Below are 21,642 nucleotides of genomic sequence, written 5' to 3'. Positions count from 1 at the left end.
TAACCGGAATGCAGCGCATAAAATGACAGGCGCAAACAAATCCGGCCATGCAATAGCCATCTCAGAACACACCAAAATGTGTTCCGCATTAATTCATTGCTGCATGATGGGGACGCGGCGCTGTTCCCGTTTATATACGCCGGTTCCGCTAAATATCGGGCTTGCACTCTTCGGCACATAGCCCGTTGTCTCCAGCATGACAGATTTTTGCTGAAGGTCAAATTTTTTATCAAATGGTCAAATATGAGAATTCAGGTCAGGATTATGTGGGGGGGTTATGTACTGAGCTTTGTCTTTCTGAGGGCATAAAAATACAACCACGCCGAAGTGTGAAATGTGTATTGTCTTGGTGCTGCGTATCTGTCGGGTCAGGCAATTAAACAGAGCTTTCCTGCACGGTTTTACAGGCGGCTTCACCTATATTGGCGAAGAAGCGGTCGGCAATTTTGCGCGCGGCATTGCCGAGTAATCTGGTGCCGAGCTGGGCGATTTTACCACCGGCATCACCATTGATCGTATAACGCAGAATGGTGATATCCGGGCTTTCTTCTATAAGCTCCACATCGGCGCTGCCAGCAGCAAAACCGGCAATCGAGCCCTGACCTTCACCGCTGATCGTGTAGGAAAAGGGCGGGTTGAGGTTGGAGAGGATCAGTAAACCGTGAAAGCGGATTTTGATAATACCGAGATTAACCTTTATAGCGGCCTGAATATCGGTATCTGACAGTCGTTCCAGTGTTTCGCAGCCCGGAATACAAGGTTTGAGCACGTCCACATCATTCATGGCATTCCACACAGCCTGGCGTGGCGCTGCTATCCGTTCTTCACCGGTCAGATCCATAGTCCATCCTTTAGCTTATACCGTATTTTCTGTCTTGCGATTATCTGGCGTTTGAGTGCAAAGTGTAGCCAGCGCTGTTACTTGTCAACGATACCGGTTTTGATCACAAGAAAACAACGATTGAATTTTGTTTTTATATATCATGCCCTTAAATCACTTCAAACCGGCGATATCCGAAGTGCTATAGAGACATGATCTTGGCAGGCAGTATAGTTGATTGGGAGCGGTACGTATGGCATGGAATGAAGCGGCAAGAGCGGCAGGTGTTGACGCATTGAAAGCGCATTGGGCAGATCTTGCGCAAACGCAGTCGATGCGAGAAGCCTTTGCACAGGATCCGCAGCGCTTCGCCCGTTTTTCTCTGAAATTTGACGATCTTTTACTGGATTGGTCAAAGTGTCGTATTGATGACACCACCATGACGCTGCTGCAAAATTTGGCCGCTGTCTGTGATGTGGAAGCACAGCGCGATGCCATGTTTGCCGGCGAGCCGATCAATACTACAGAAAACCGTGCGGTTTTGCATGTTGCACTGCGCGCCAATGCTGACGATGTGTTTATGACCGGCGGCGAAAATGTGGTGCCTGAGGTGCAAGATGTTCTGGGGCGGATGAGCACCTATAGTGAGGCGATCCGCTCGGGTGAACTGGGCGGGGCAACCGGCGCAACTATCACGGATGTGGTGAATATCGGTATTGGCGGTTCTGATTTGGGGCCGGTCATGGCCAATCTGGCGCTTACTCCGTATCATGACGGGCCGAATACGCATTTCGTATCTAATATTGACCCTTCCCATATTGCCGATACGCTTCGTGATCTCGATCCCGCTTCGACGCTGATTATTATTGCTTCTAAGACCTTCACCACAATTGAAACCATGACCAATGCGTTAGCAGCACGCCAGTGGCTGGCGGATGCTTTGGGAGAAGAGGCGGTGAGCACTCATTTTGTTGCCGTTTCGACAGCACTCGATAAAGTGGCTGCATTCGGTATTCAGCCTGAGCGCATTTTCGGCTTCTGGGATTGGGTCGGCGGCCGTTATTCGGTGTGGTCATCCATCGGCCTGCCGGTAATGCTGGCAATTGGCGCAGAAAAATTCCGCGAATTTCTGGCCGGTGCGCATGCCATGGATGAGCATTTTCGATCAGCACCTTTTGCACAAAACCTGCCGATAATGCTGGGTGTTATCGGATATTGGCACCGTGAAATCTGCGGTTTTAACAGCCGTGCTATTATTCCTTATGATCAGCATCTGGCACGGTTACCGGCATATTTGCAGCAGCTCGATATGGAATCCAACGGTAAAAGCGTGAAGCGTGACGGCTCACCCGTGACCGGAGTTACAGGGCCTGTGGTCTGGGGAGAGCCCGGCACCAATGGTCAGCATGCGTTTTTCCAGCTTTTGCATCAGGGAACCGACACAATACCGCTGGAATTTATGATTGCGGTGCATACCCACGAGCCAGAGCTTCTGGAGCAACATCAGATGCTGCTTGCCAATTGCTTTGCGCAGAGTGAGGCACTGATGAAAGGTCGCACATTAGCTGAAGCACAGGCACAGTTGCGCGCCCGTAAACTGCCTGAAGCGGATGTGCAGCGCATTGCGCCGCATCGTGTTTTTTCTGGTAATCGGCCATCTATTACCATTGTTCATGATAAGCTTACACCCTTTGCGCTGGGTCGTTTGATTGCGCTTTATGAGCATCGCGTCTTTGTTGAGGCGCAATTATTCGGCATTAATGCTTTTGACCAATGGGGTGTGGAGCTTGGCAAAGAGCTGGCTACAGAATTGCTGGATGTGGTGACGGGTAAACAAAGTGCTGACAATAAGGATGCTTCAACACGTGGCCTGATCGCGCATTTGCATCAGTCGGGGCCTGTGTAACTGGGTAGAATCCGAACATTTTTATTTTTATTGAACGGTGCAAAAAGCAAAAATAGCAGCAGGTTGAGTGGCTGGAAACACCACTACCTGTCTGCGATTATAAAGACTGGGCCTGAGCATATAAAGACTGGGCCTGAAATATAAAGACTGGGATGGACAATAATCATGAAGACTGAACGGATAGAGTTTGCTGGTGATGTGCCGGGTATTCATATTGATTTACGTGTGCTGCGCTTTGAGGGAAGTGATGCAGCAGCGCCCTCAGCCTATTTGCAGTCTTCTTTACATGGTGCAGAATTACCGGGACAGGCTGCATTGCATTTTCTGGTGCCGATGCTGCAAAAAGCTGCCAGTGAGGGACGCATCCGCGGTCAGATCACCATTGTTCCGCAAGCCAACCCTGTAGCTTCGAACCAGTGGCAGAGCCATCAGCACCTCGGTCGTTTCGAGTTTTTCTCCGGCGTTAACTTCAACCGCAACTTTCCTCTGCTCAAAGATTTTGACACCTCCGGTCTGCCAAAGCCTGATGCACCGGTTGCGATTGATAAACGTATTAAAGCGGCGCTTATCACACTGGCACTTGAGCACGAGATTGTGCTGGATCTGCATTGCGATGACGAGAGCGAAAACTATCTTTATGTGTTTGAAGATTATGCGCAGGATTTGCGCGATCTGGCGACGGCATTGCGCTCCACAGCTATTCTCGCTGGTGATTCAACTGTCAGTGCAGCTTTTGAAGAGGCATGTATCAATCCGGTTTTACATATGAAACCAGAGGAGCGCGATATGCGCCGCCGTGCCGTAACCACGGTTGAGTTTCGCGGATTGAATGATGTTGACCCTGCCACAGGGCTGAGTGATGCGGAAGGTCTCTACCGCTTCCTCGTGCATCGCGGTGTGGTTCATGATCCGGCGAGCACGCTTGGTGAGCCGTTCAGCGGCCCTGTGGCCACATTCTCGCATGTTGAGATGATCCGCGCGCCAAAGGGTGGCATGGTATTATATCATGTGAAACTGGGCGATCGTGTAAGCAAGGGCGATTTGCTGGCAACAATTGTAACGCTGCCGGGCGAAGTCAGCGGTGATATTGAACTGCGTGCACCGCAATCCGGACATGTGCTGACCCATCGCAGTCTGCGCTATTTGCGCCGTGGTGATGATGTGATGAAGCTGATCGGCGACAAACCGTCCGAGCAGGAAAAACCAGCCGGTTCACTGGAGGCATAATGTCTGGATCAAAACATACTATCCGCGCCATCCTGTTCGATAAAGACGGCACTTTAGTGGATTTCAACAAGACATGGTTTTCCATTGCTTACGAATTGGCTAAGCGCTCTGCCTCAGGTGATGCAATGCTGGCAAAAACCTTGCTGGATGCCGGCGGCTATGATTGGAAGGCTGAAAAATTTCGTGCCAATTCTACCATTGCTGCCGGTACGATTGAAGATATTGTAGCACTTTGGCATCCTCAGGATGATGCAGATCAGCACCGTACACGCGTGGCTGAATATGACACTTACGGGGTGGAAGAGGGCGCAAAACAGGCGGTGCCGGTAGAGATGCTGAGCCGGACATTGCAAACACTGAAAGATGCAGGTTTTGTGCTGGGCATTGCCACCAATGATTCTGAAGCCGGTGCGCGGGCAACGGCAGCAGCCCTTGGTATTAGTGATTTATTCTCAGGCTTTGTCGGCTATGATACGGCCGCCCGTGCCAAACCTTATGCTGACCCGCTACTGCATTTCGCTGCTTCAATTGGCGTGACAGCAGATCAGGTGGCAATGGTGGGTGATAATCCGCATGATATGGAATGTGCCAGAGCGGCCAATGCTGGGCTGGCCGTTGGTGTTTTAACCGGCAATAGTCCGCGTGATGTGCTGGAGCCGCTCGCTGATGTGGTTCTGCATTCTATTGCGGATTTGCCGGACTATTTTGCCCGTAATTAAGTCATTATCTATCAAAAACGCCAGTGCTTAAGATAAAACACCGGCGTTTTTTATTTATGTGCAGCTGTTCTGGTACAGATTTAACGCAGTTCGCGGCGCAAAATTTTTCCGACATTGCTTTTAGGCAGGCTGTCGCGAAACTCGATCATGCGCGGGCGTTTATAATTTGTCAGTCGCTCCGCACAGAAGGCTTTCAGCGCTTCTTCTGTCAGCTCCGGATCACGCCGCACCACATAGAGTTTGACCACTTCGCCCGAATGTTCATTGGCAATACCAATGGCTGCGGATTCCAGAACGCCCGGATGCTCAGCTGCCACTTCTTCAATTTCATTCGGATAAACATTGAAGCCGGAAACGAGGATCATATCTTTTTTGCGGTCAACAATCTTGGTGAAACCAGCTTCATTCATAAAGCCCATATCGCCGGTGCGGAAAAAACCGTCCGCGAAAATTGATTTAGCGGTTTCATCAGGTCGGTTCCAATAGCCACTCATAACCTGCGGGCCGCGCACACAAATTTCACCAACGTCACCCAGTGGCACATCATTGCCGTCATCATCACGAATGGCAACATCTGAACTCGGCACCGGCAGGCCAATTGTGCCGGAAAACTGGGTTGCATTCAGCACATTTGCTGTTGCCACCGGAGAAGTTTCAGACAGGCCATAGCCTTCAGTAATCAGGCAGCCCGTCAGCTTTTCCCAATTTTCAGCAACAGGACGCTGAACAGCCATACCACCACCAAGGGTGAGGATCAGTGGTTTGAAATCCAGCTTACGGAAATCTGCATTTTCCATCAGTGCATTAAACAGGGTATTGAGACCCGGAAAAATGTGGAACGGTTTTTTAGCAAGTTCTTTGACAAAACCCGAAATATCCCGCGGATTAGGAATAAGCAGATTGCGCGCACCTTGCTCAATGCCCATCATCGCATTCACCGTCAGGGCAAAAATGTGATAAAGAGGTAGAGCGCAGACATAATTGATTGTTTCAGGGCGCCCTTTATTTTCAAAAGCTACATCGAGCCAAAGCCGCATCTGATCAACATTGGCAATAATATTGCTCTGAACCAGCATTGCACCTTTGGAAACACCGGTGGTGCCGCCGGTATATTGCAGAAATGCGAGATCCTCCGGTGCAATTGTTACCGGATGAAGGTTTTGTTTCGCGCCGTCAGCCAATGCTGATTTAAAACTGTTATGCGCCGGAATATTCCATGCCGGTACCATCTTCTTCACATGGCGTACCACGAAATTGATCAGTGTACCTTTCAACCCGTGCATGTCACCCATAGCGGCAACAACCACGTGCTTGATTTGTGAGGCAGGCAATACTTTTTCCAGCGTATGGGTAAAGTTTTCGAGAATTATAATGGCTTTGGCACCTGAATCATTCAGCTGATGCTCAAGCTCGCGCGGCGTATAAAGCGGGTTTACGTTTACGACCACCATGCCGGCGCGCAAAATTGCTGCAATCGCCACCGGATATTGCAGCACATTGGGCATCATAACTGCAACGCGATCACCTTTAACCAGACCGCGTGATTGTAGCCATGCGGCTAATGCCGTTGATTTTTCACCCAGATCTTTATAGCTCAGCTCTTTATCCATGCAGACAAAAGCCGTGCGATCGGCATATTTTTTGCACGCAGTCTGGATAAGGTCGGAAATCGATTGATAGGGGGAGGGCTCAAGTGTATGTGCCACCCCGTTCGGATAACTTGCCAGCCATGGCTTGGCGTCGTATGGGCTGGTCTTCTTAGCAGGTGCTGTGGCTGGCACTGGTGCTGAATCTGATGAAGATACTTGTGCCTTAGCAGTTGTTTTATTCTTGGTTGCGGAAACCGGCGTTTTCGCGGTCTCTGCACTCGCAGGCTTTGCCACTGTTGTCTTGGTTTTACTGGCTGCAGCTTTAGCTTTTGGCGCCGCAGGTTTCTTAGTGTCAATAGTTTTAGCTGTTTGCGTATCAGCAGGCTTTTTACCAGGGGCTGGTTTTTTATCTTTTACAGCTTGTGCGGCCGGCTTTGTCTTCGCCGGCTCTGCCTGCTTAGTTGCAGGTTTGGTTTGTTTAACCGTTACAGCCGGTTTTGCAGCAGAGCTTTTGGCCTCCGCCGTTTTTAAAGCTGCAGCTGTTGGTTCGGTTGCAGCAGAAGTGCGTTTAACACGGGATTTTTTTTCACCGGATGTATCTGTTTTCACTGCGGCGCTGTTTTTTGCACCGGATTTGACATTCTCATCGCTCGAACGTGCCATTCTGCCTCCCAGAATTACTGTTTTACCGGCATAAACCCGCGAAAATTATCAACACTTCCAGCTCTCCTCATTCAAACCGGATTGCTCATAACTTAACCGAGATTATGCTGAGATCAATATCTACTTATAAAATTGCCATTGACGTAAACGTAAATTTCTTATGATGCAATATACTCAGCTGATTATCACAGTCAAATGGCTTCAGCTACAAGAGCGTGTATCAAGTCAATAAACTGTCTGAGCGGATGATTATACATGCTTGCCAGCATGATTGAAAATATCAAAAAACGGGCATAATGCGTTCAGCATTTATGCCCGTTATTTTGTATCTGATATGCTTAAATTGATAAGCTAAAAGCCTGTCAGCTGAGTACGGCCACCAGACCGGTCGCTATTGCCCAGACAATAAATGCTGCAGGCACTGCGAGAGCAGCCAGAAAAATACCTAAGAAAACATAGGCAGCTTCATCTGTCGTGTTTCTGGTTCGGTCGGCTGGCTTTTGCCATTGAGCGGGTACACCATCAAACATTACTTATCTCCTCCGCAGTTTCCCTGATAGAGATTATGATATCAATGTTAAATACTGCAATACTAAATATAAAAGATTTTAATTTTAATAAAATAGTGATATTTGATTTGTCTATTGTACTTCTTATTATTTTTTATAGGTATAAATTGATTTTTATTTGAAATTTTGCCCCGTTAAGTATTTGATATTTATTTATTTTACTTTTATACTGTTTTAACGATAGTATCGGTAGTTACAATATTTATTGAAATTACCGACAAAACCGCATGTGTTGTATGTTTTGTCCGGCGGGAAATTGATCACTATACAGTGCTGTTTTTAGGTGATGACTCAATTTGAGTCGCGATTTTCGCCATATCTAAGATAGCCTGCAGGCTGAATGGCTATGCAGTTTTGACATCTGATTTATCTGCCTTGCAATGCTGCATGCCAGTTATGCATTATTGTATGTTGTGGGTTTTTTAGCTTGCCGTTATAAGCACATCTATCGGGTTCGTTCTCCTCCTCCCAATTGAGCCCGATGACGGAATACGGCACTCCTCCTCCCAGCCGTATCTCCATGATCAGGCCGCGCACCCTCCCTCCCAGCGCGGCCTTTTTCTTTTTTATCTTTTATAAAATCAGCGACCAATTTGACGCTTACGTCATTTGCAAAGCACAATCCTTTAATCGGGAGCCGGTTTTGTGACATAAATTTGCGTATTAAAAAGATATAAAGTGGTCACAGCGATTTTGATTAAGGCTGATATGCTTTATTATCGTGAGCTTATTTCCCGATAAAAGACTTCTCCCATAAAGGATTTTAATGTGACGCAGCGCGATAACTCTGTTTTCTTACGCTCCTATGCCGGTTTCTTGTTTGATATGGACGGTACATTGGTCAATTCTATTCCGGTGGTGGAGCGGATTTGGCTGGAATGGGCAGCAGAGCAAGGGCTCGACGGGCAAGAACTGCTGAAAAAGGTGCATGGCATTCGCGTTGTTGATATTGTTAAGATGCTCAATATGCCTCACCTTGATCCTGAAACGGTGTCTGCTACTTTTTTGGCCGAAGAAATGCGGGATTTTGCCGGTATCCGTGCGATTGCCGGTGCCAAAGAGTTTATTGCCAGCCTGCCTGCCGATCGCTGGACGATTGTAACCTCAGCGCCTCGTGAGCTTGCCGAAGCCCGCCTTGAAGCGGCAGGCCTGCCGGTTCCTGAAACCATTGTTACTGCTGAAGATGTGATGGCGGGTAAACCTGATCCGTCAGGCTATCAGCTCGGGGCGCAACGTCTTGGCTTTGATGCTGCCGATTGTCTGGTTTTTGAAGATGCACCAGCTGGTATTGCTGCAGGCAAAGCAGCACACGCCGATGTTGTGATGATCAGTGAAACCCATAGCCATGTAATCACTGGCGGTAATGTCGATTTTCGCGACTTTATCCATTTAGGTATTATGCAGGATGCTGACGGCCGCCTGCGCTTAAGTGTTTAACAGGCTGAAAAAACTGCAGCGCCTGCTCTGCAATAGGGGCAGGCGTTTTATATATGCTGCCGATAGGCCTGAATAATCTGCGCAAGTATTGCTGTTGCGATTTCTGCCGGTTCTTGCGCTGCGATTGCCAGCCCGATCGGGGCGTGAATACGGGCGCTGCTTTGTGCATCCATGCCTGCTATTGCCAGCCGCTCCAGCCTTTTGGCATGCGTTTTACGGCTGCCCAGCGCTCCGACATAAAAGCACTGATTCTTAAGTCCGGCTATAATTGCCGGATCATCCAGATGCGGAATGTGGCTGAGGGCAACAATCGCCGTAAATCTATCGGGGCTTTTTGCCTGGAAGAAGTCTTCAGGCCATTGCACGATGAGATCAGTCAGCGGAAAGCGCTCTGACGTTGCAAAGCCGCTGCGCGGGTCAATGATTGTCAGCGCATAACCGGCAATTGCGGCCATTTGCGCCAATGCTTGGGTAATATGTACCGCTCCGGTTACCAGAATATGCGGTCGTGGACGGTAGGTTTGTATAAACCCGTTTTCATCGAGCAGAGTGATTTTAGCGCTTTGCGGCGGTGTAATTAATGTGACAGCACCGGTCAACAGATCAGTATGGCTGGTCAGCTCGTACCTCTCAGCCTGCGCTGTAATGATCTGTGAAATTTGTGTATGCAGCGCCTGATCATAAGGGGTTATCAGTATGCGGATGGTGCCGCCGCAGGAGAGACCGGATTGCCATGCGGTTTCATCGCTGACCCCGAAAGATAAATCACATGTTTTACCGGAGGCGATAACATCTTTTGCCTGCGCTAAAACCTCAGCCTCAATGCAGCCGCCGGAAACCGAGCCGGCAAAATTGCCCTGATCGTCGCAGATTAAGTGGCTGCCGGCAGGGCGCGGTGCCGATCCCCACACGGAAAGAACGGTAACCAGAGCCAGTTTTCTGCCCTGTTCAAACCAGTTAACGGCAATCCGCAGCGGATCAGTGGTCTGCGCTATGGTGCTCATCATCTTTCGCCTTTATTTATCGCGCATAATTTCGCGGCGCAGCACAATGCTGGTTGTCAGATCATCAACATTTTCAATTTCAGCAATCTGGTTGCGGATTTCATTTAATGCGTTGATCGATGAAACTTCAACCTCAACCACCAGATCAAGCTGGCCGCTGACCGAGGAGACTTTGCGCACGGCAGGAAATCCCGCCAAAATATCCAGAATGGAAATGCTCGGTGTGCGTTTGAGTGTCACCATTAAAAATGCTTGTAAAGCAGCATCATCAAGCAGACCAATATCGGCACGATAACCGCGGATTGTGCCGCTTTTTTCAAGGCGCGTGACCCGCTCGCTGGTGGCGCTACGGGACAACCCGACACGACCAGCCAGTGTCTTCATTGGAATGCGGGCTTCCTGCGACAGGATGGTGAGGATTTTCTGATCGGTTGCGTCAATATCCTGCATAATGTCCTCGTCGAAAGTTGCCGGCAAAGTGACGGCTACATGAAACAAAGTGCCTGTGCAACCGGCACTTTGTCTGATGCGCAGAGTTTTCTGCCGTGTCACTCTGCCTTATTCTTATAAAACCTGTTGTTGCATGCGTAAGCAACTGAAACGGAACCATGATGCTCGACACCGCACCGCAATTTTCACTGTCAGACGCCGCTTCCCTTTTACACACCCATTACGGGCTGTCCGGTGATCTATCGCCGCTGAACAGTGAGCGTGATCAGAATTTTAAGGTCGTTACCGCTGAAGGTAAAACCTATATTCTGAAGATCGTTAATGCATCCGAGCCGGTGGTTGAAAGCCGGTTTCAAACCGCTTTGCTCAATCATATCCGCGACAATGCCGGTGACCTTCCGGTGCCGCATATTGTGCCGACACTGAAGGGCGAAAGCCTGGCTGATACGCTTTCGGCAAGCGGTGATGTACATAATATCCGTCTGGTTGTTTGGGTTCCGGGTTTACCACTGGCGCAATCCAGCCGTTCATTGCCGGCATTGGAAGCGCTGGGGGAGCTGCTGGGGCAGTTCGATGCGGCGCTTCAGGGCTTTATGCATGCGGGAGCTTTACGGGATCTGGATTGGGATATCACCAAGGCTGGCCGTTCTGCGCAACGTTTGCACTTCATCAAGGATGTGGCCAACCGCGCTCTGCTTGAGCGCTTTCTGACCCGCTTTGAACGTGATGTGGCGCCAAAGCTTAAATTGCTGCGCTCAGGTGTTATTCATAATGATGCCAATGACTGGAATGTGTTGGTTGATGCCGGTAATCACGACCATATTGCCGGTCTGATTGATTTTGGTGATGCACTCTATACCCCTGTCATTGCAGAGGTTGCTATTGCCGCCGCTTATGCAGGGCTGGATCATGAGGCGCCGATCAGCGCGGCCGCTGCCATTGCCCGCGGTTTTCATAAGCATTATCCGCTGCGTGAAGACGAGGTGAACCTGTTGTTTGATCTGATCGCAATGCGTCTCGTCACATCGGTTACAATGTCAGCCTCGCGTCATGCCGAGGCCGAAGACAATCCTTATCTGGCGATCAGCGAAAAACCGGCATGGGATTATTTGCGTAAACTCGACCGGATGGAGCCGCTATTTGCCACCGCTATTTTGCGTAAGGCTTGCGGATTTGAAGCCGTGGCCGGCGCGCAATCGACAGTTGAATGGTTGAAGGCCAACCGCAGCAAACTGCTGCCTGTGCTGGAAAAACCGGTTTCGACCTATCCGGCAGAGCTGGTGCCTTATGGTGATCCGACCAATCCGATGACTATCAAATCGGCTGAAGAACAGCCGCTGATTGCGCAAAAAATGTGGGAAGACCATTGCGCTGTCACCGGATCTGAAGTTGGTATCGGCCCTTGGGGCGAGGAGCGCATTGTTTATACCGGTGCGATGTTTGAATCCAAGCTGGTGCAGGATACGCGCCGTACCTATCATCTCGGGCTCGATCTGTTTATGGCCGCTGGCACCAAGCTTTATACACCGCTGGATGCGATTGTGCGCAGCGTGGATATTGAGCAGGATCCGCTCGGTTACGGCTGTTTGATTACGCTGGAGCATCGTCCTCAAGGGTGCGCGCCCTTCACCTCACTCTGGGGCCATATGGCGCATGAAGCAAGCCAGCGTTTGAAAGCCGGTGATGTTTTGAAGGCCGGTGACCTTATTGCTGAAATGGGCAATGAAATTGAAAACGGACATTGGGCACCGCATTTGCATTTGCAGCTTTGCACCGATACACGCCTGACATCGACAGATATTATCGGCGTTGGTGAAGAGGCCTATCTGGATGTCTGGGCAGAACTGTTTCCCGATGCCCGCCACTTTGCCGGTATGAAAGATGAGTTTTACATCCAGACAGGCCGCAGCAAAGACGAGATTGTGGCGCTGCGCCGCGAATTGCTACTGCCAAATCTGTCGATTTCTTATGACGATCCGGTTAAGTTTGTGCGTGGTGAGGGCGTGTGGCTGATCGATCATAAAGGCCGCGCCTATCTCGATTGTTTCAACAATGTCTGCCATATCGGCCATGCCCATCCGGCGGTTGTGGAGGCAATGGCCAAACAGGCAGGCACGCTCAACACCAATACCCGATACTTACATGATAATATTGTAGCCTATGCGGAACGGCTGACAGCAACGCTTCCGGATAATCTTACCATTGCCGGATTTATGAATAGCGGATCGGAAGCCAATAGTCTGGCTTTGCGGATGATGCGTGTGCACACAGGGCGTGAAAATGCGGTTGTGCTTGATTGGGCTTATCATGGCACCACACAGGAGCTGATTGATATCAGCCCGTATAAATTTAATCGCAAGGGTGGCAAGGGTGCGAAGCCGCATGTCTATGTGGCCAAAGTTCCGGACAGCTACCGCGCACCGAGTGACTGGGATTTGGCAGATCACGCCAAGCTTTATGCGCAAAGTGTGGCCGAGCAGATCGCGCTGATGCAGGCCAAAGGCGAGCAGCCGGGCTTCTTCATCGCAGAATCTATTCCGAGTGTGGCCGGTCAGGTCTTTATGCCTGATGGTTATCTGAAAGAAGTTTATCAGCTGATCCGCGATGCCGGTGGTATTTGTATTGCTGATGAAGTGCAGGTTGGCTTTGGCCGTGTGGGTAGCCATTGGTGGGCATTTGAAACGCAGGATGTAACACCGGATATCGTGACAATGGGCAAGCCGATCGGTGACGGCCACCCGATGGCGGCGATGGTAACAACCCGTGAGATCGCCGACCGCTTCAACAATGGTATGGAATATTTTAACACATTTGGCGGCAATCCGGTGTCTTGTGCCGTTGGCCTTGCAGTGCTTGATGTGATCGAGGGGCAGGATCTGCGCAGTAATGCGCTGACAATCGGCTATTATCTGATGGATGCATTCCGTGAAATGCAAACACGCTATGAAGTGATTGGCGATATTCGCGGTCTCGGACTGTTTTTGGGCATTGAGCTGGTGACCAATCGTGACACTAAGGCACCTGCAACGCAGATCGCGCGCGATGTGTGTAATGCAGCGCGTCGTCGCGGCATTTTGATGGGCACCGAAGGTCCGTTTGATAATGTGCTGAAAATGCGGCCGCCGATGATCTTCAGCAAAGCCAATGCCGATCATCTGATTGGCATTCTGGATGAAGCTTTTGCTGAAGCTAGAGCATTTCGTAGTCCAATGGAATCATTGGGCGGCCACGATAATACGTAAAAACAATAACTTAGAGCGAATTACATGATCCAATTTAAACGTAAACCGCTCTAGAGCGGGTAACATTCAGGGTGGATCGTAGCGCTTGCTCTAGATTTTAGAGTTTTCGCATTGTCATACCTATCAAGTTGATTCAACATGATAGTGAAATGCTCTAGCAAAGCCTGAAATTAAAATAAGCGCCGGTGTGGATGCGAGTGTGGATTCCTGTGTGGATCACGCCGGCGCTTATTTATTATAATGTATTTACTGAACGGCTTTGGAGTGGATAAAAGCGATTAGATTGCTGATATCTTCAGGCTTTTTCAAACCGGCAAAAGCCATTTTGTTGCCAGGCATAAAAGCCTTCGGCGCTGTGAGATAAGCAGTGAGGGTAGCCTCATCCCAGATCATGCCATCTTCACCGGCTTTAGTCATAGCTGGCGAATATTTGAAACCTTCAACACTTGCGGTTTTACGATCCATAATATTGACCAGATGCGGGCCGACACGGTTTTTCGCTTCTTCAATTGTGTGACATGCCATGCATTTAGCAAAGACTTTTTTGCCTTTATCTGCATCGCCATCAGCAAGAGCAGGCTGCGCTAACATCAGACCGGACAAGCCGGAAAGGAATGAAAAAGCAATAAGGTTTTTTACTGACATGCGCATGATGATACCTTGTATAAATATAGTGTGATTAAAGAATTGATGTACATTTTAAATTAAATTTGTCTCAATAATGTGGGAGTTAGCGTCACTGCGACAAATATATACAGGTTAAAAAGTTTGAGGCGTTGCAAAATATTACTTATATCGACCACCGCGCTGCAGCACCTCTATTTTATAGCCGTCCGGATCGGTCATGAAGAAAAAGCGGCCAACAGCAATTCCGTCCGGTTTGAAATCAATCAATTTACCCGGATTGAGGCCGGCTTCGGTTATACGCGCATATTCGGCATCAAGGTCGGTTACTGAAACTGCTAAATGGCCATAGCCATCGCCGATATTATAAGGCTCTGTGCGGCCTTTATTGATGGTCAGTTCCAATTCAAATTCGCTCTCGCTATTGCTCAGATAAACCAGCGTGAAACTTTCAAAGTCAAGACGCTCAGCGATCTCCAACCCGAAAGCGCTGTTATAAAAAGCAAGTGAACGTGTTTCATCAAGCACGCGGATCATAGAGTGGATATTTTTAGCCATTGGAACACCAATCTTTGGAGTGCAGAATATTATTCATTCAACATATTATATATTTTATATAGCTCTGTGAAAGCTGCATGATCAAACATGCATGACTTCATGCTAAGGCGTGGCAAAGTTACCACCTGCAGATGATTGGAAATAAAGATTAAAAACGCTATGACATCCTGACTTGCCGGCTTTTTTTGAAAACGGGTTTACCAGTTGGTTGAGACCGGTTGATGTGGAAATGCGGATAAATTTGGTCAGGCTCTGGCCAGGGTTCGGGAGAAACGTGCGTGATACCATTCCTGCAGGCTGAAGCCACAGCGCAACCGGAGGTGCTGGATTTTTACGATGCCTTGCGGCTGAGCAGTTTTAGCGGCGATATCGAGTTTTCAGCAGCCACCACCACTGTATTTTCTACCGATAATTCGATCTATCAGGTGCAGCCGCAGGGCGTAATATTTCCGCGCGGGATTGAAGATCTGCAAAGCATTACGCAGCTGTTGTTTCAACCGCAATTCCGTCATTTGAAAATGGCGATGCGCGGCGGCGGCACCGGTACCAATGGCCAGTCACTGACCGATGGACTTGTGGTTGATACGTCGCGTTATATGAACCGCATTTTATCGATCGATCCGGAAAAGCGCACGGCGCGTGTGCAGAGTGGCGTAGTAAAAGACCAGCTCAATAAAGCGCTGAAACCACATGGTTTGTTTTTTGCGCCAGAATTATCGACGTCCAATCGCGCAACTATCGGCGGTATGATCAATACCGATGCCTGCGGGCAGGGCTCATGCCTGTATGGCAAAACCTCAAATCACGTGTTGGCTTTGCGCGCGGTTTTGATGGATGGCAGCGAGCTTAACACCCGCCCTGTTTCGGCCTATGAAATGCAGGTCTTGCAACAGGATGATAATCGCAGTGGTAGCATTTACCGGCTGGTCGATGAGATCGAACGTGATAACCGTGACCTGATTGACAAGACCTTTCCCAAACTTAACCGCTTTCTCACCGGTTATGATCTGGCGCATTTGCGCGAGGCGGATGGCGGCCTCAACCTTAATGCACTGCTATGCGGTGCCGAGGGCACGCTGGCATTGATTGCTGAGGCCGAGCTGAACCTGCTACCGATCCCGCGTTTTGCTGCACTGATCAATATTCGCTATGATGATTTCAACACCGCTTTACGTGATGCCCGTTTTCTGACCGGATTGCAGGTGGCATCGGTTGAAACCATTGACGCTAAAGTGCTGTCCCTGGCGCGCGGCGATATTATCTGGAACGGTATCGCTGCTTATTTCCCTTCCGAAGAGGGCAAGCGCACCGATGGTATTAATATTGTTGAAGTGCTGGCTGATAATGCTGCTGAATTGCGCGAAAAAATTAGCTTTGTTTGCGGATCACTTGAAAAATCGCCGCTTGGCGGGCGTCATGGTTTTACCACCACTGAACAACACGCCGATATTGAAGCAATCTGGACAATGCGCAAACGCGCGGTCGGGCTGCTTGGCAATGTTGAAGGGCCACGCCGACCGGTTGCCTTTGTTGAAGATACTGCGGTACCACCTGAAAATCTGGCAGATTATATTGTCGAGTTCAGAGCGCTGCTTGATAGCGAAGGCTTGGATTACGGCATGTTCGGCCATGTCGATGCCGGTGTACTGCATGTGCGCCCGGCGCTGGATTTGTCAGATCCGGCACAGGAGCCTATGGTCCGCCGTATCTCAGATGCAGTGGTGGCGCTCACGCTTAAATATGGCGGTGTGCTGTGGGGTGAGCATGGTAAGGGCGTGCGCTCGGAATATGTGCCTGCATTTTTTGGCGCGCTTTATCCGCAATTGCAGCGCATTAAAGCGGCTTTCGACCCGTATAATCAGTTGAATGCCGGTAAAATTGCCACGCCGGATGCTGAAGCACTGACCAAGATTGATGAGTTGGAATTGCGCGGTCAGAAAGACCGTATCATCGCCGCCGATATCCGTAATTCCTATGATAATGCCCCTTATTGCAACGGCAATGGCGCGTGTTTTGATTTTAATACTGATTCCGCAATGTGTCCGTCTTTCAAAGGCAGTGGTGATCGGCGCTATTCTCCGAAAGGCCGTGCTTCGCTGATCCGCGAATGGCTGCGTTTGCTGGCTGAAAATGGCGTTGATCCGCGTCAGTCAGCGAAGAACCTGCGTGAAAAAGCCCCGTGGAACGGTTTGTTTGCGCGGGTACGCAATAGCTTAGGGACTAAAAATAGCGATGACTTTTCGCATCAGGTGCGTGAAGCCATGGATACATGTCTGGCGTGCAAGGCTTGCGCGGGGCAATGTCCGGTTAAGGTCAATGTTCCGGCATTCCGCTCCAAATTTCTGGAATTATATTACAGTCGCTATCTGCGTCCGCTGAAAGATCCGCTGATTGCGTCAATCGAGCATATGATGCCGCTGGTTGCCAGAACCGGTAAGCTCTACAATGCGATGATGAAGAGCGGTGTTGGGCGCTGGGGCATGAAACAGGTCGGGCTGACCGCTTTGCCGTCTTTAAGTGATGTGTCACTGTCAAAAGAACTGCAGCGCCGTAATATTATGATGGCTGACCCTGCGCAATTGCAAAACTTAACGGAGGCACAAAAAGTCAAAGCCGTTATTCTGGTACAGGATAGTTTTACCACATTTTTTGATACGCAATTGCTGCTGGATGTGATTGATCTGCTGCGTATCCTTGGTTTCACGCCTTATCTTGCGGCTTTGAAGCCCAATGGTAAAGCGCAGCATGTGCATGGCTATATGAAGTCATTTACCCAAACGGCGCGCACTACCAGCCAATATCTCAATAGTCTTGCAAAGAGCAATGTGCCACTGATTGGCCTTGATCCGTCGATGACACTTACCTATCGCAGCGAATATAAATCGGCATTGCCAAATGAGGCTGTGCCGGATGTTTTGCTGCCGCAAGAGTGGCTGGCGCAACAGCTCGGCCAGATCGCACCGTTTCATACACAGCCTTCGGCGCTGAATTATATGCTGCTGCCCCATTGCACTGAAAAAACCAATGCCAGCCCGAGCATTGCGGCATGGCATGCCATTTTCAAGCATTTTGGTGTGAGCATGATTATCGGGGAGAGCGGGTGTTGCGGTATGGCTGGTACCTTTGGCCATGAATTGCGCAACCGTGATTTGTCAGAGAGCATTTATGATCTGAGCTGGCGGCAGAAAATGCAAACGCATGGCCGTGAGCAGATTGTGATGGCCACAGGCTTCTCATGCCGTTCACAGGTCGAGATCATGGAGAAAACCCATATTCACCACCCGCTACAGGTTTTGAAGCAATTGCTGACAGCTGCCTGATTGCAGCATTGACCTGTGAAAAAAAGCGCCGGTATAACCGGCGCTTGTTGTTTTATTTCTCAGCTAACCATTCTTTGATCCGGTCCGGATTGTCGGTAATATATTTATCGACAGCCTTATCATAAGAGGTTTCCTGCGCTTCAAACATCGCTGTTTCAAGGTCTGCCAGCGGGATATTCATTTTTTCAAGCAGCGAGGCAACTTTTGGGTTGTCTTCCTTGAAGCCCTTACGGGCAAGAGCATTTACGTGCTCTGCTGCACCCAATGCGCCCTTAGGGTCTTCAAGATAACGCAGCTTGTATTTGCCGAACATCCAATGCGGGCTCCATGCCGTTGCCACAAACCAGCCGTCAGAGCGGCTTGCGCGGTCAACGGTTGTGAGCATGGCGGCTTCACTGGAGATCAGCAATTTATAATCCAGCGCGTAAGCTTTAACCGCTTCTTCTGAAAGTCTGGTCAGGCCGGCACCCGGATCAATTCCTTGAATTTGTCCTTTAAGCTTTTCCTGAATGTCAGGCTTTTTCAAATCTTCAATAGATTTGATATCGCTCTCAGGAATGGTGGTTGGTACCACCCAGCCAAGTTTTGCGCCTTCATAAAGCGGGCCTAGATCTTCCACTTTACCTTCAACGCGCTTGTAGTAATCCGCATGGGTCTGTGGCAACCAGGCCATCATCATGGCGTCAAGATCGCCACGGCTGACACCTTGATAAAGTGGTGCAACATCGGTTTGCACCAGTTCCACTTTTTGTCCCAGATTATCCTGAATGAGCTTGGCTGCGAGCTTGGTTACAAACTCAGCATCAGACCAAGGTGCCCAACCCAATTTTACGGTCTTGGTGTCACTTGCAGCCAAGGCTGAAGTTACCATGGTTCCCGCCAGCAATGCTGCCAGACTTAGACGTGTCAGTTTCCCGAACATATCTTCTCCTTTGAGGTTTGGTAGATTGGATGCGTTACGCTTCTTGTTTTTGAAGCGGCGCTGTGTTGTTGGTGTTTGCTTCCGGCTGTTTTTTATTGGCGGTGAAAAAGCCAAACAGGTTCGGACGTGCCTTGCCAAAGCTCTGGGTAAGGCGGTCGAGAATAACGGCCAGAATAACCACGGCCAGACCACCTTCAAAACCGGTGCCGACATCAAGGCGCTGAATACCTGTAAGCACAGTATTGCCAAGGCCGCCGGCGCCAATCATCGAGGCAATAACCACCATAGAAAGCGACAACATAATGGTCTGGTTAATACCGGTCATAATCGAGGGCAGGGCATTTGGCAGCTGAACTTTGAACAGCAATTGCTTGGCCGTACAACCAAAGGCCAGACCCGCTTCAACAAACTCTTCATGCACCTGTCTGATGCCCAGATTGGTCAGGCGAACAACCGGAGGCATAGCGAAAATCACCGTAGCAATCGTACCCGGAACCGCGCCAAGGCCGAAAAACATTGCCGCGGGTATGAGGTAAACGAAGGCAGGCATTGTTTGCATCAGATCAAGCGCAGGGCGGATCAGTGAGGCCAGTGTTTCATTACGAGCCATGGCAATGCCGAGGGGAATACCAATGACAATGGCAATAATCGTAGCGGCCAGAACCAGCGACAGGCTTTCCATTGTGCCATTCCACAGCCCCATATGATTGACGAGCGCCAAAGCGAGAGCTGTAAAAATTGCAAATTTCCAGCCAACGCGCCAAAGCGACAGCAAGGTTAAAATGGCGATGCCGAGGAGTGTCGGTATGGCAAGCAGGCCACCCTGAATGCCACCGGTAACAAAGCCGATAATCGCCGCAATCATGTCGAGCGCCGGGGTGAAATTATCAAGAATGTAATTGACGACGATATCGGCGCCATTACCAATACTAAAATTCATATCCATATTTATCCGTCCGTTTCAGCTCAACCGGCGCGGTCGAGTGTTTCCAGAAGTGCCGACTTGGAAATAGCGCCGACATATCGGTTTTTTTCATCGACAACCGGAACCGGCCAGCGGCTTTCAGCAACGCGACCAAGCACGCCTGAAAGTGGCTCACTTGCCAAAATTGGAACGATGTCGCTCAAAAATGCTTCCCGATATGGGTGCGGCGACTTATTTTTAACTTTTTCAATCAGCGAATCCTGACTGATCATGCCGTGATAGGTGCGGTCGCGGCCGACAATAATAGCTGTTGAGCGATCGGATTTCTCCATTTGCTCAAGGGCCGACGCGGCCGAAACGCCTTGGCGGTCAATAATTGTCAGGATGTTTCTGCGTGCGACATCGCCTGCTGTGAACACATGGGATACATCAACATTTTTAAAGAATGAACGCACATAATCATTCGCCGGATTGGAAACAATCTCATCGGGGGTTCCAACCTGCACAACCTTACCATGCTGCATAATGCAAATACGGTCACCAATGCGCATGGCTTCATCCAGATCATGGCTCACAAAAATAATCGTGCGGCTGTTCTCGGATTGCAGACGGATCAGTTCATCCTGCATTTCAGTGCGGATAAGCGGATCAAGGGCTGAAAATGCCTCATCCATCAGCAAGATTGTTGGTTCATTGGCCAATGCGCGTGCCAGACCTACGCGCTGCTTCATCCCACCGGAGAGCTGATCGGGCATGCTTTGTGCATAAGGCTCAAGACCAACGGCAGTGAGGGCTTTCAATGCGCGCTCATGACGCTCGGCTTCAGCCATACCGGCAACTTCAAGACCAAAGGCAGCATTGTTTAAAACGGTGCGGTTGGGAAGTAATGCAAAGGACTGAAAGACCATACTCATATCGCGGCGGCGAAGCTCAATCAGCTCGCGCTTGGACATTTTGGTAATATCGCGACCATCAACTGCAATCACACCGGCAGTTGGCTCAATCAAGCGATTTAGCAAACGTAATAATGTAGACTTGCCCGAGCCGGACAGCCCCATGATGACAAAAATCTCGCCATCCATAATTTCGAAACTGGCACCATCAACGCCGATTGTGCAGCCGGTGTCCTTGTGAATCTCGGTTTTGCTCCGGCCGGAGCGCAACTGATTCATTGCTTTTTCTGGTTTGTCGCCAAAGACTTTAAAAACATCTTTTAAAGATAGTTTTACAGATCCCGGCGTGCTCATACTTTCTTCAGATGTATAATTCACCATATATTATGTTAACCCTACCCTTGAGGTAGACCTATTCTCCTTTTGTTATATTAAATACATAAATTTGTCATATTTATTCTTTTGTAAGTAATGAGATATTCGTATGAATTTAGAAATAATGTAAATTTGAATTCAACTGTATATATTATAAAATTTAAAAAGTCCACCTTTGACTGGAAATACATAATTACAATTGGCATTTTTAGTGGATTTCATTTGCGCGGATTTACCAGATCAGGCCGCTTTTGCAAAAAAATGTGTATATTTATTTTATCAAGGGGTGCCAATAAATGGCTGAACTATTAATTAGAGAGCAAGCTTAAATGATGCGCATACAACCTATGTATCATGAGCCGGTACGTATGAAATTTATGAGATTATGTTCAAAAGCAG

At 49.2% G+C, this 21,642-nt stretch carries 16 protein-coding genes; 6 read left to right on the top strand and 10 right to left on the bottom strand.

The genetic code is table 11. From position 1 onward, the window contains the following. Positions 1-376: 376 nt before the first annotated feature. On the bottom strand, positions 377-841 hold the full coding sequence (locus MP213Fo_RS05965) for a CoxG family protein (protein ID WP_421090729.1): 465 nt from the start codon (positions 839-841) through the stop codon (positions 377-379). Between the two features lie 232 nt (positions 842-1,073). On the opposite strand from MP213Fo_RS05965, the gene pgi reads away from it, so the two are divergent. From pgi to MP213Fo_RS05950, 3 genes are all read left to right on the top strand, one after another. Continuing rightward, positions 1,074-2,726, top strand: coding sequence for a glucose-6-phosphate isomerase (pgi, locus tag MP213Fo_RS05960; protein ID WP_421090728.1), 1,653 nt, complete (start codon positions 1,074-1,076; stop codon positions 2,724-2,726). A gap of 165 nt (positions 2,727-2,891) precedes the next feature. Beyond that, positions 2,892-3,953: a peptidase M14 gene (locus MP213Fo_RS05955; RefSeq protein WP_421090727.1), complete on the top strand. Its 1,062-nt coding sequence runs from the start codon at positions 2,892-2,894 to the stop codon at positions 3,951-3,953. After that, complete coding sequence (locus tag MP213Fo_RS05950; RefSeq protein WP_421090726.1) at positions 3,953-4,672, top strand: HAD family hydrolase; 720 nt, start codon at positions 3,953-3,955, stop codon at positions 4,670-4,672. The genes MP213Fo_RS05955 and MP213Fo_RS05950 overlap by 1 nt, the downstream gene beginning before the upstream one ends. 80 nt (positions 4,673-4,752) lie before the next feature. Here the strand turns inward: MP213Fo_RS05950 and MP213Fo_RS05945 are convergent, their stop codons facing one another. Together MP213Fo_RS05945 and MP213Fo_RS05940 are read right to left on the bottom strand one after the other, a co-directional pair. Further along, positions 4,753-6,924: a long-chain-fatty-acid--CoA ligase gene (locus MP213Fo_RS05945; protein WP_421090725.1), complete on the bottom strand. Its 2,172-nt coding sequence runs from the start codon at positions 6,922-6,924 to the stop codon at positions 4,753-4,755. A gap of 362 nt (positions 6,925-7,286) precedes the next feature. Beyond that, positions 7,287-7,454, bottom strand: coding sequence for a hypothetical protein (locus MP213Fo_RS05940; RefSeq protein WP_421090724.1), 168 nt, complete (start codon positions 7,452-7,454; stop codon positions 7,287-7,289). An 807-nt stretch (positions 7,455-8,261) separates the two neighbouring features. Here MP213Fo_RS05940 and MP213Fo_RS05935 point away from each other — a divergent pair. Continuing rightward, complete coding sequence (locus MP213Fo_RS05935; RefSeq protein ID WP_421090723.1) at positions 8,262-8,930, top strand: HAD family hydrolase; 669 nt, start codon at positions 8,262-8,264, stop codon at positions 8,928-8,930. Positions 8,931-8,977: 47 nt separating this feature from the next. On the opposite strand, the gene MP213Fo_RS05930 is transcribed toward MP213Fo_RS05935, so the two are convergent. Together MP213Fo_RS05930 and MP213Fo_RS05925 are read right to left on the bottom strand one after the other, a co-directional pair. Beyond that, positions 8,978-9,937: an XdhC family protein gene (locus MP213Fo_RS05930; RefSeq protein WP_421090722.1), complete on the bottom strand. Its 960-nt coding sequence runs from the start codon at positions 9,935-9,937 to the stop codon at positions 8,978-8,980. A 9-nt stretch (positions 9,938-9,946) separates the two neighbouring features. After that, on the bottom strand, positions 9,947-10,468 hold the full coding sequence (locus tag MP213Fo_RS05925; protein ID WP_421091029.1) for an Lrp/AsnC family transcriptional regulator: 522 nt from the start codon (positions 10,466-10,468) through the stop codon (positions 9,947-9,949). A gap of 74 nt (positions 10,469-10,542) precedes the next feature. Between MP213Fo_RS05925 and MP213Fo_RS05920 the strand changes: the two genes are divergently transcribed. Next, a complete protein-coding gene (locus MP213Fo_RS05920; RefSeq protein ID WP_421090721.1) occupies positions 10,543-13,626 on the top strand; it encodes an aminotransferase class III-fold pyridoxal phosphate-dependent enzyme in 3,084 nt (1,027 codons plus the stop codon). A gap of 246 nt (positions 13,627-13,872) precedes the next feature. Here MP213Fo_RS05920 and MP213Fo_RS05915 read toward each other — a convergent pair whose 3' ends face one another. Together MP213Fo_RS05915 and MP213Fo_RS05910 are read right to left on the bottom strand one after the other, a co-directional pair. Beyond that, positions 13,873-14,277, bottom strand: a complete 405-nt coding sequence (locus tag MP213Fo_RS05915) for a c-type cytochrome (protein WP_421090720.1) — start codon at positions 14,275-14,277, stop codon at positions 13,873-13,875. 135 nt (positions 14,278-14,412) lie between these two features. After that, positions 14,413-14,808, bottom strand: a complete 396-nt coding sequence (locus MP213Fo_RS05910; protein ID WP_421090719.1) for a VOC family protein — start codon at positions 14,806-14,808, stop codon at positions 14,413-14,415. Positions 14,809-15,086: 278 nt separating this feature from the next. Here MP213Fo_RS05910 and MP213Fo_RS05905 point away from each other — a divergent pair, with 278 nt between their 5' ends. Beyond that, complete coding sequence (locus tag MP213Fo_RS05905) at positions 15,087-18,128, top strand: FAD-binding and (Fe-S)-binding domain-containing protein (RefSeq protein ID WP_421090718.1); 3,042 nt, start codon at positions 15,087-15,089, stop codon at positions 18,126-18,128. Positions 18,129-18,180: 52 nt separating this feature from the next. Here the strand turns inward: MP213Fo_RS05905 and MP213Fo_RS05900 are convergent, their stop codons facing one another. Genes MP213Fo_RS05900 through proV form a run of 3 tightly spaced genes read right to left on the bottom strand, consistent with a single transcriptional unit; the run spans position 18,181 to position 21,222 of the window. Next, complete coding sequence (locus MP213Fo_RS05900) at positions 18,181-19,050, bottom strand: glycine betaine ABC transporter substrate-binding protein (RefSeq protein WP_421090717.1); 870 nt, start codon at positions 19,048-19,050, stop codon at positions 18,181-18,183. A gap of 34 nt (positions 19,051-19,084) precedes the next feature. Then, complete coding sequence (locus MP213Fo_RS05895) at positions 19,085-19,996, bottom strand: ABC transporter permease (protein ID WP_421090716.1); 912 nt, start codon at positions 19,994-19,996, stop codon at positions 19,085-19,087. Positions 19,997-20,016: 20 nt separating this feature from the next. After that, entirely contained in the window at positions 20,017-21,222 is a 1,206-nt protein-coding gene (gene proV, locus MP213Fo_RS05890) for a glycine betaine/L-proline ABC transporter ATP-binding protein ProV (protein ID WP_421090715.1), read from the bottom strand. Positions 21,223-21,642: the final 420 nt, after the last annotated feature.

It is taken from the genome of Pseudochrobactrum mosebachae (assembly GCF_048914685.1).
Classification (GTDB): domain Bacteria; phylum Pseudomonadota; class Alphaproteobacteria; order Rhizobiales; family Rhizobiaceae; genus Pseudochrobactrum.
The sequence above is the reverse complement of the archived record's forward strand: the minus strand, read 5'-3'. Positions and strand labels throughout refer to the sequence as shown.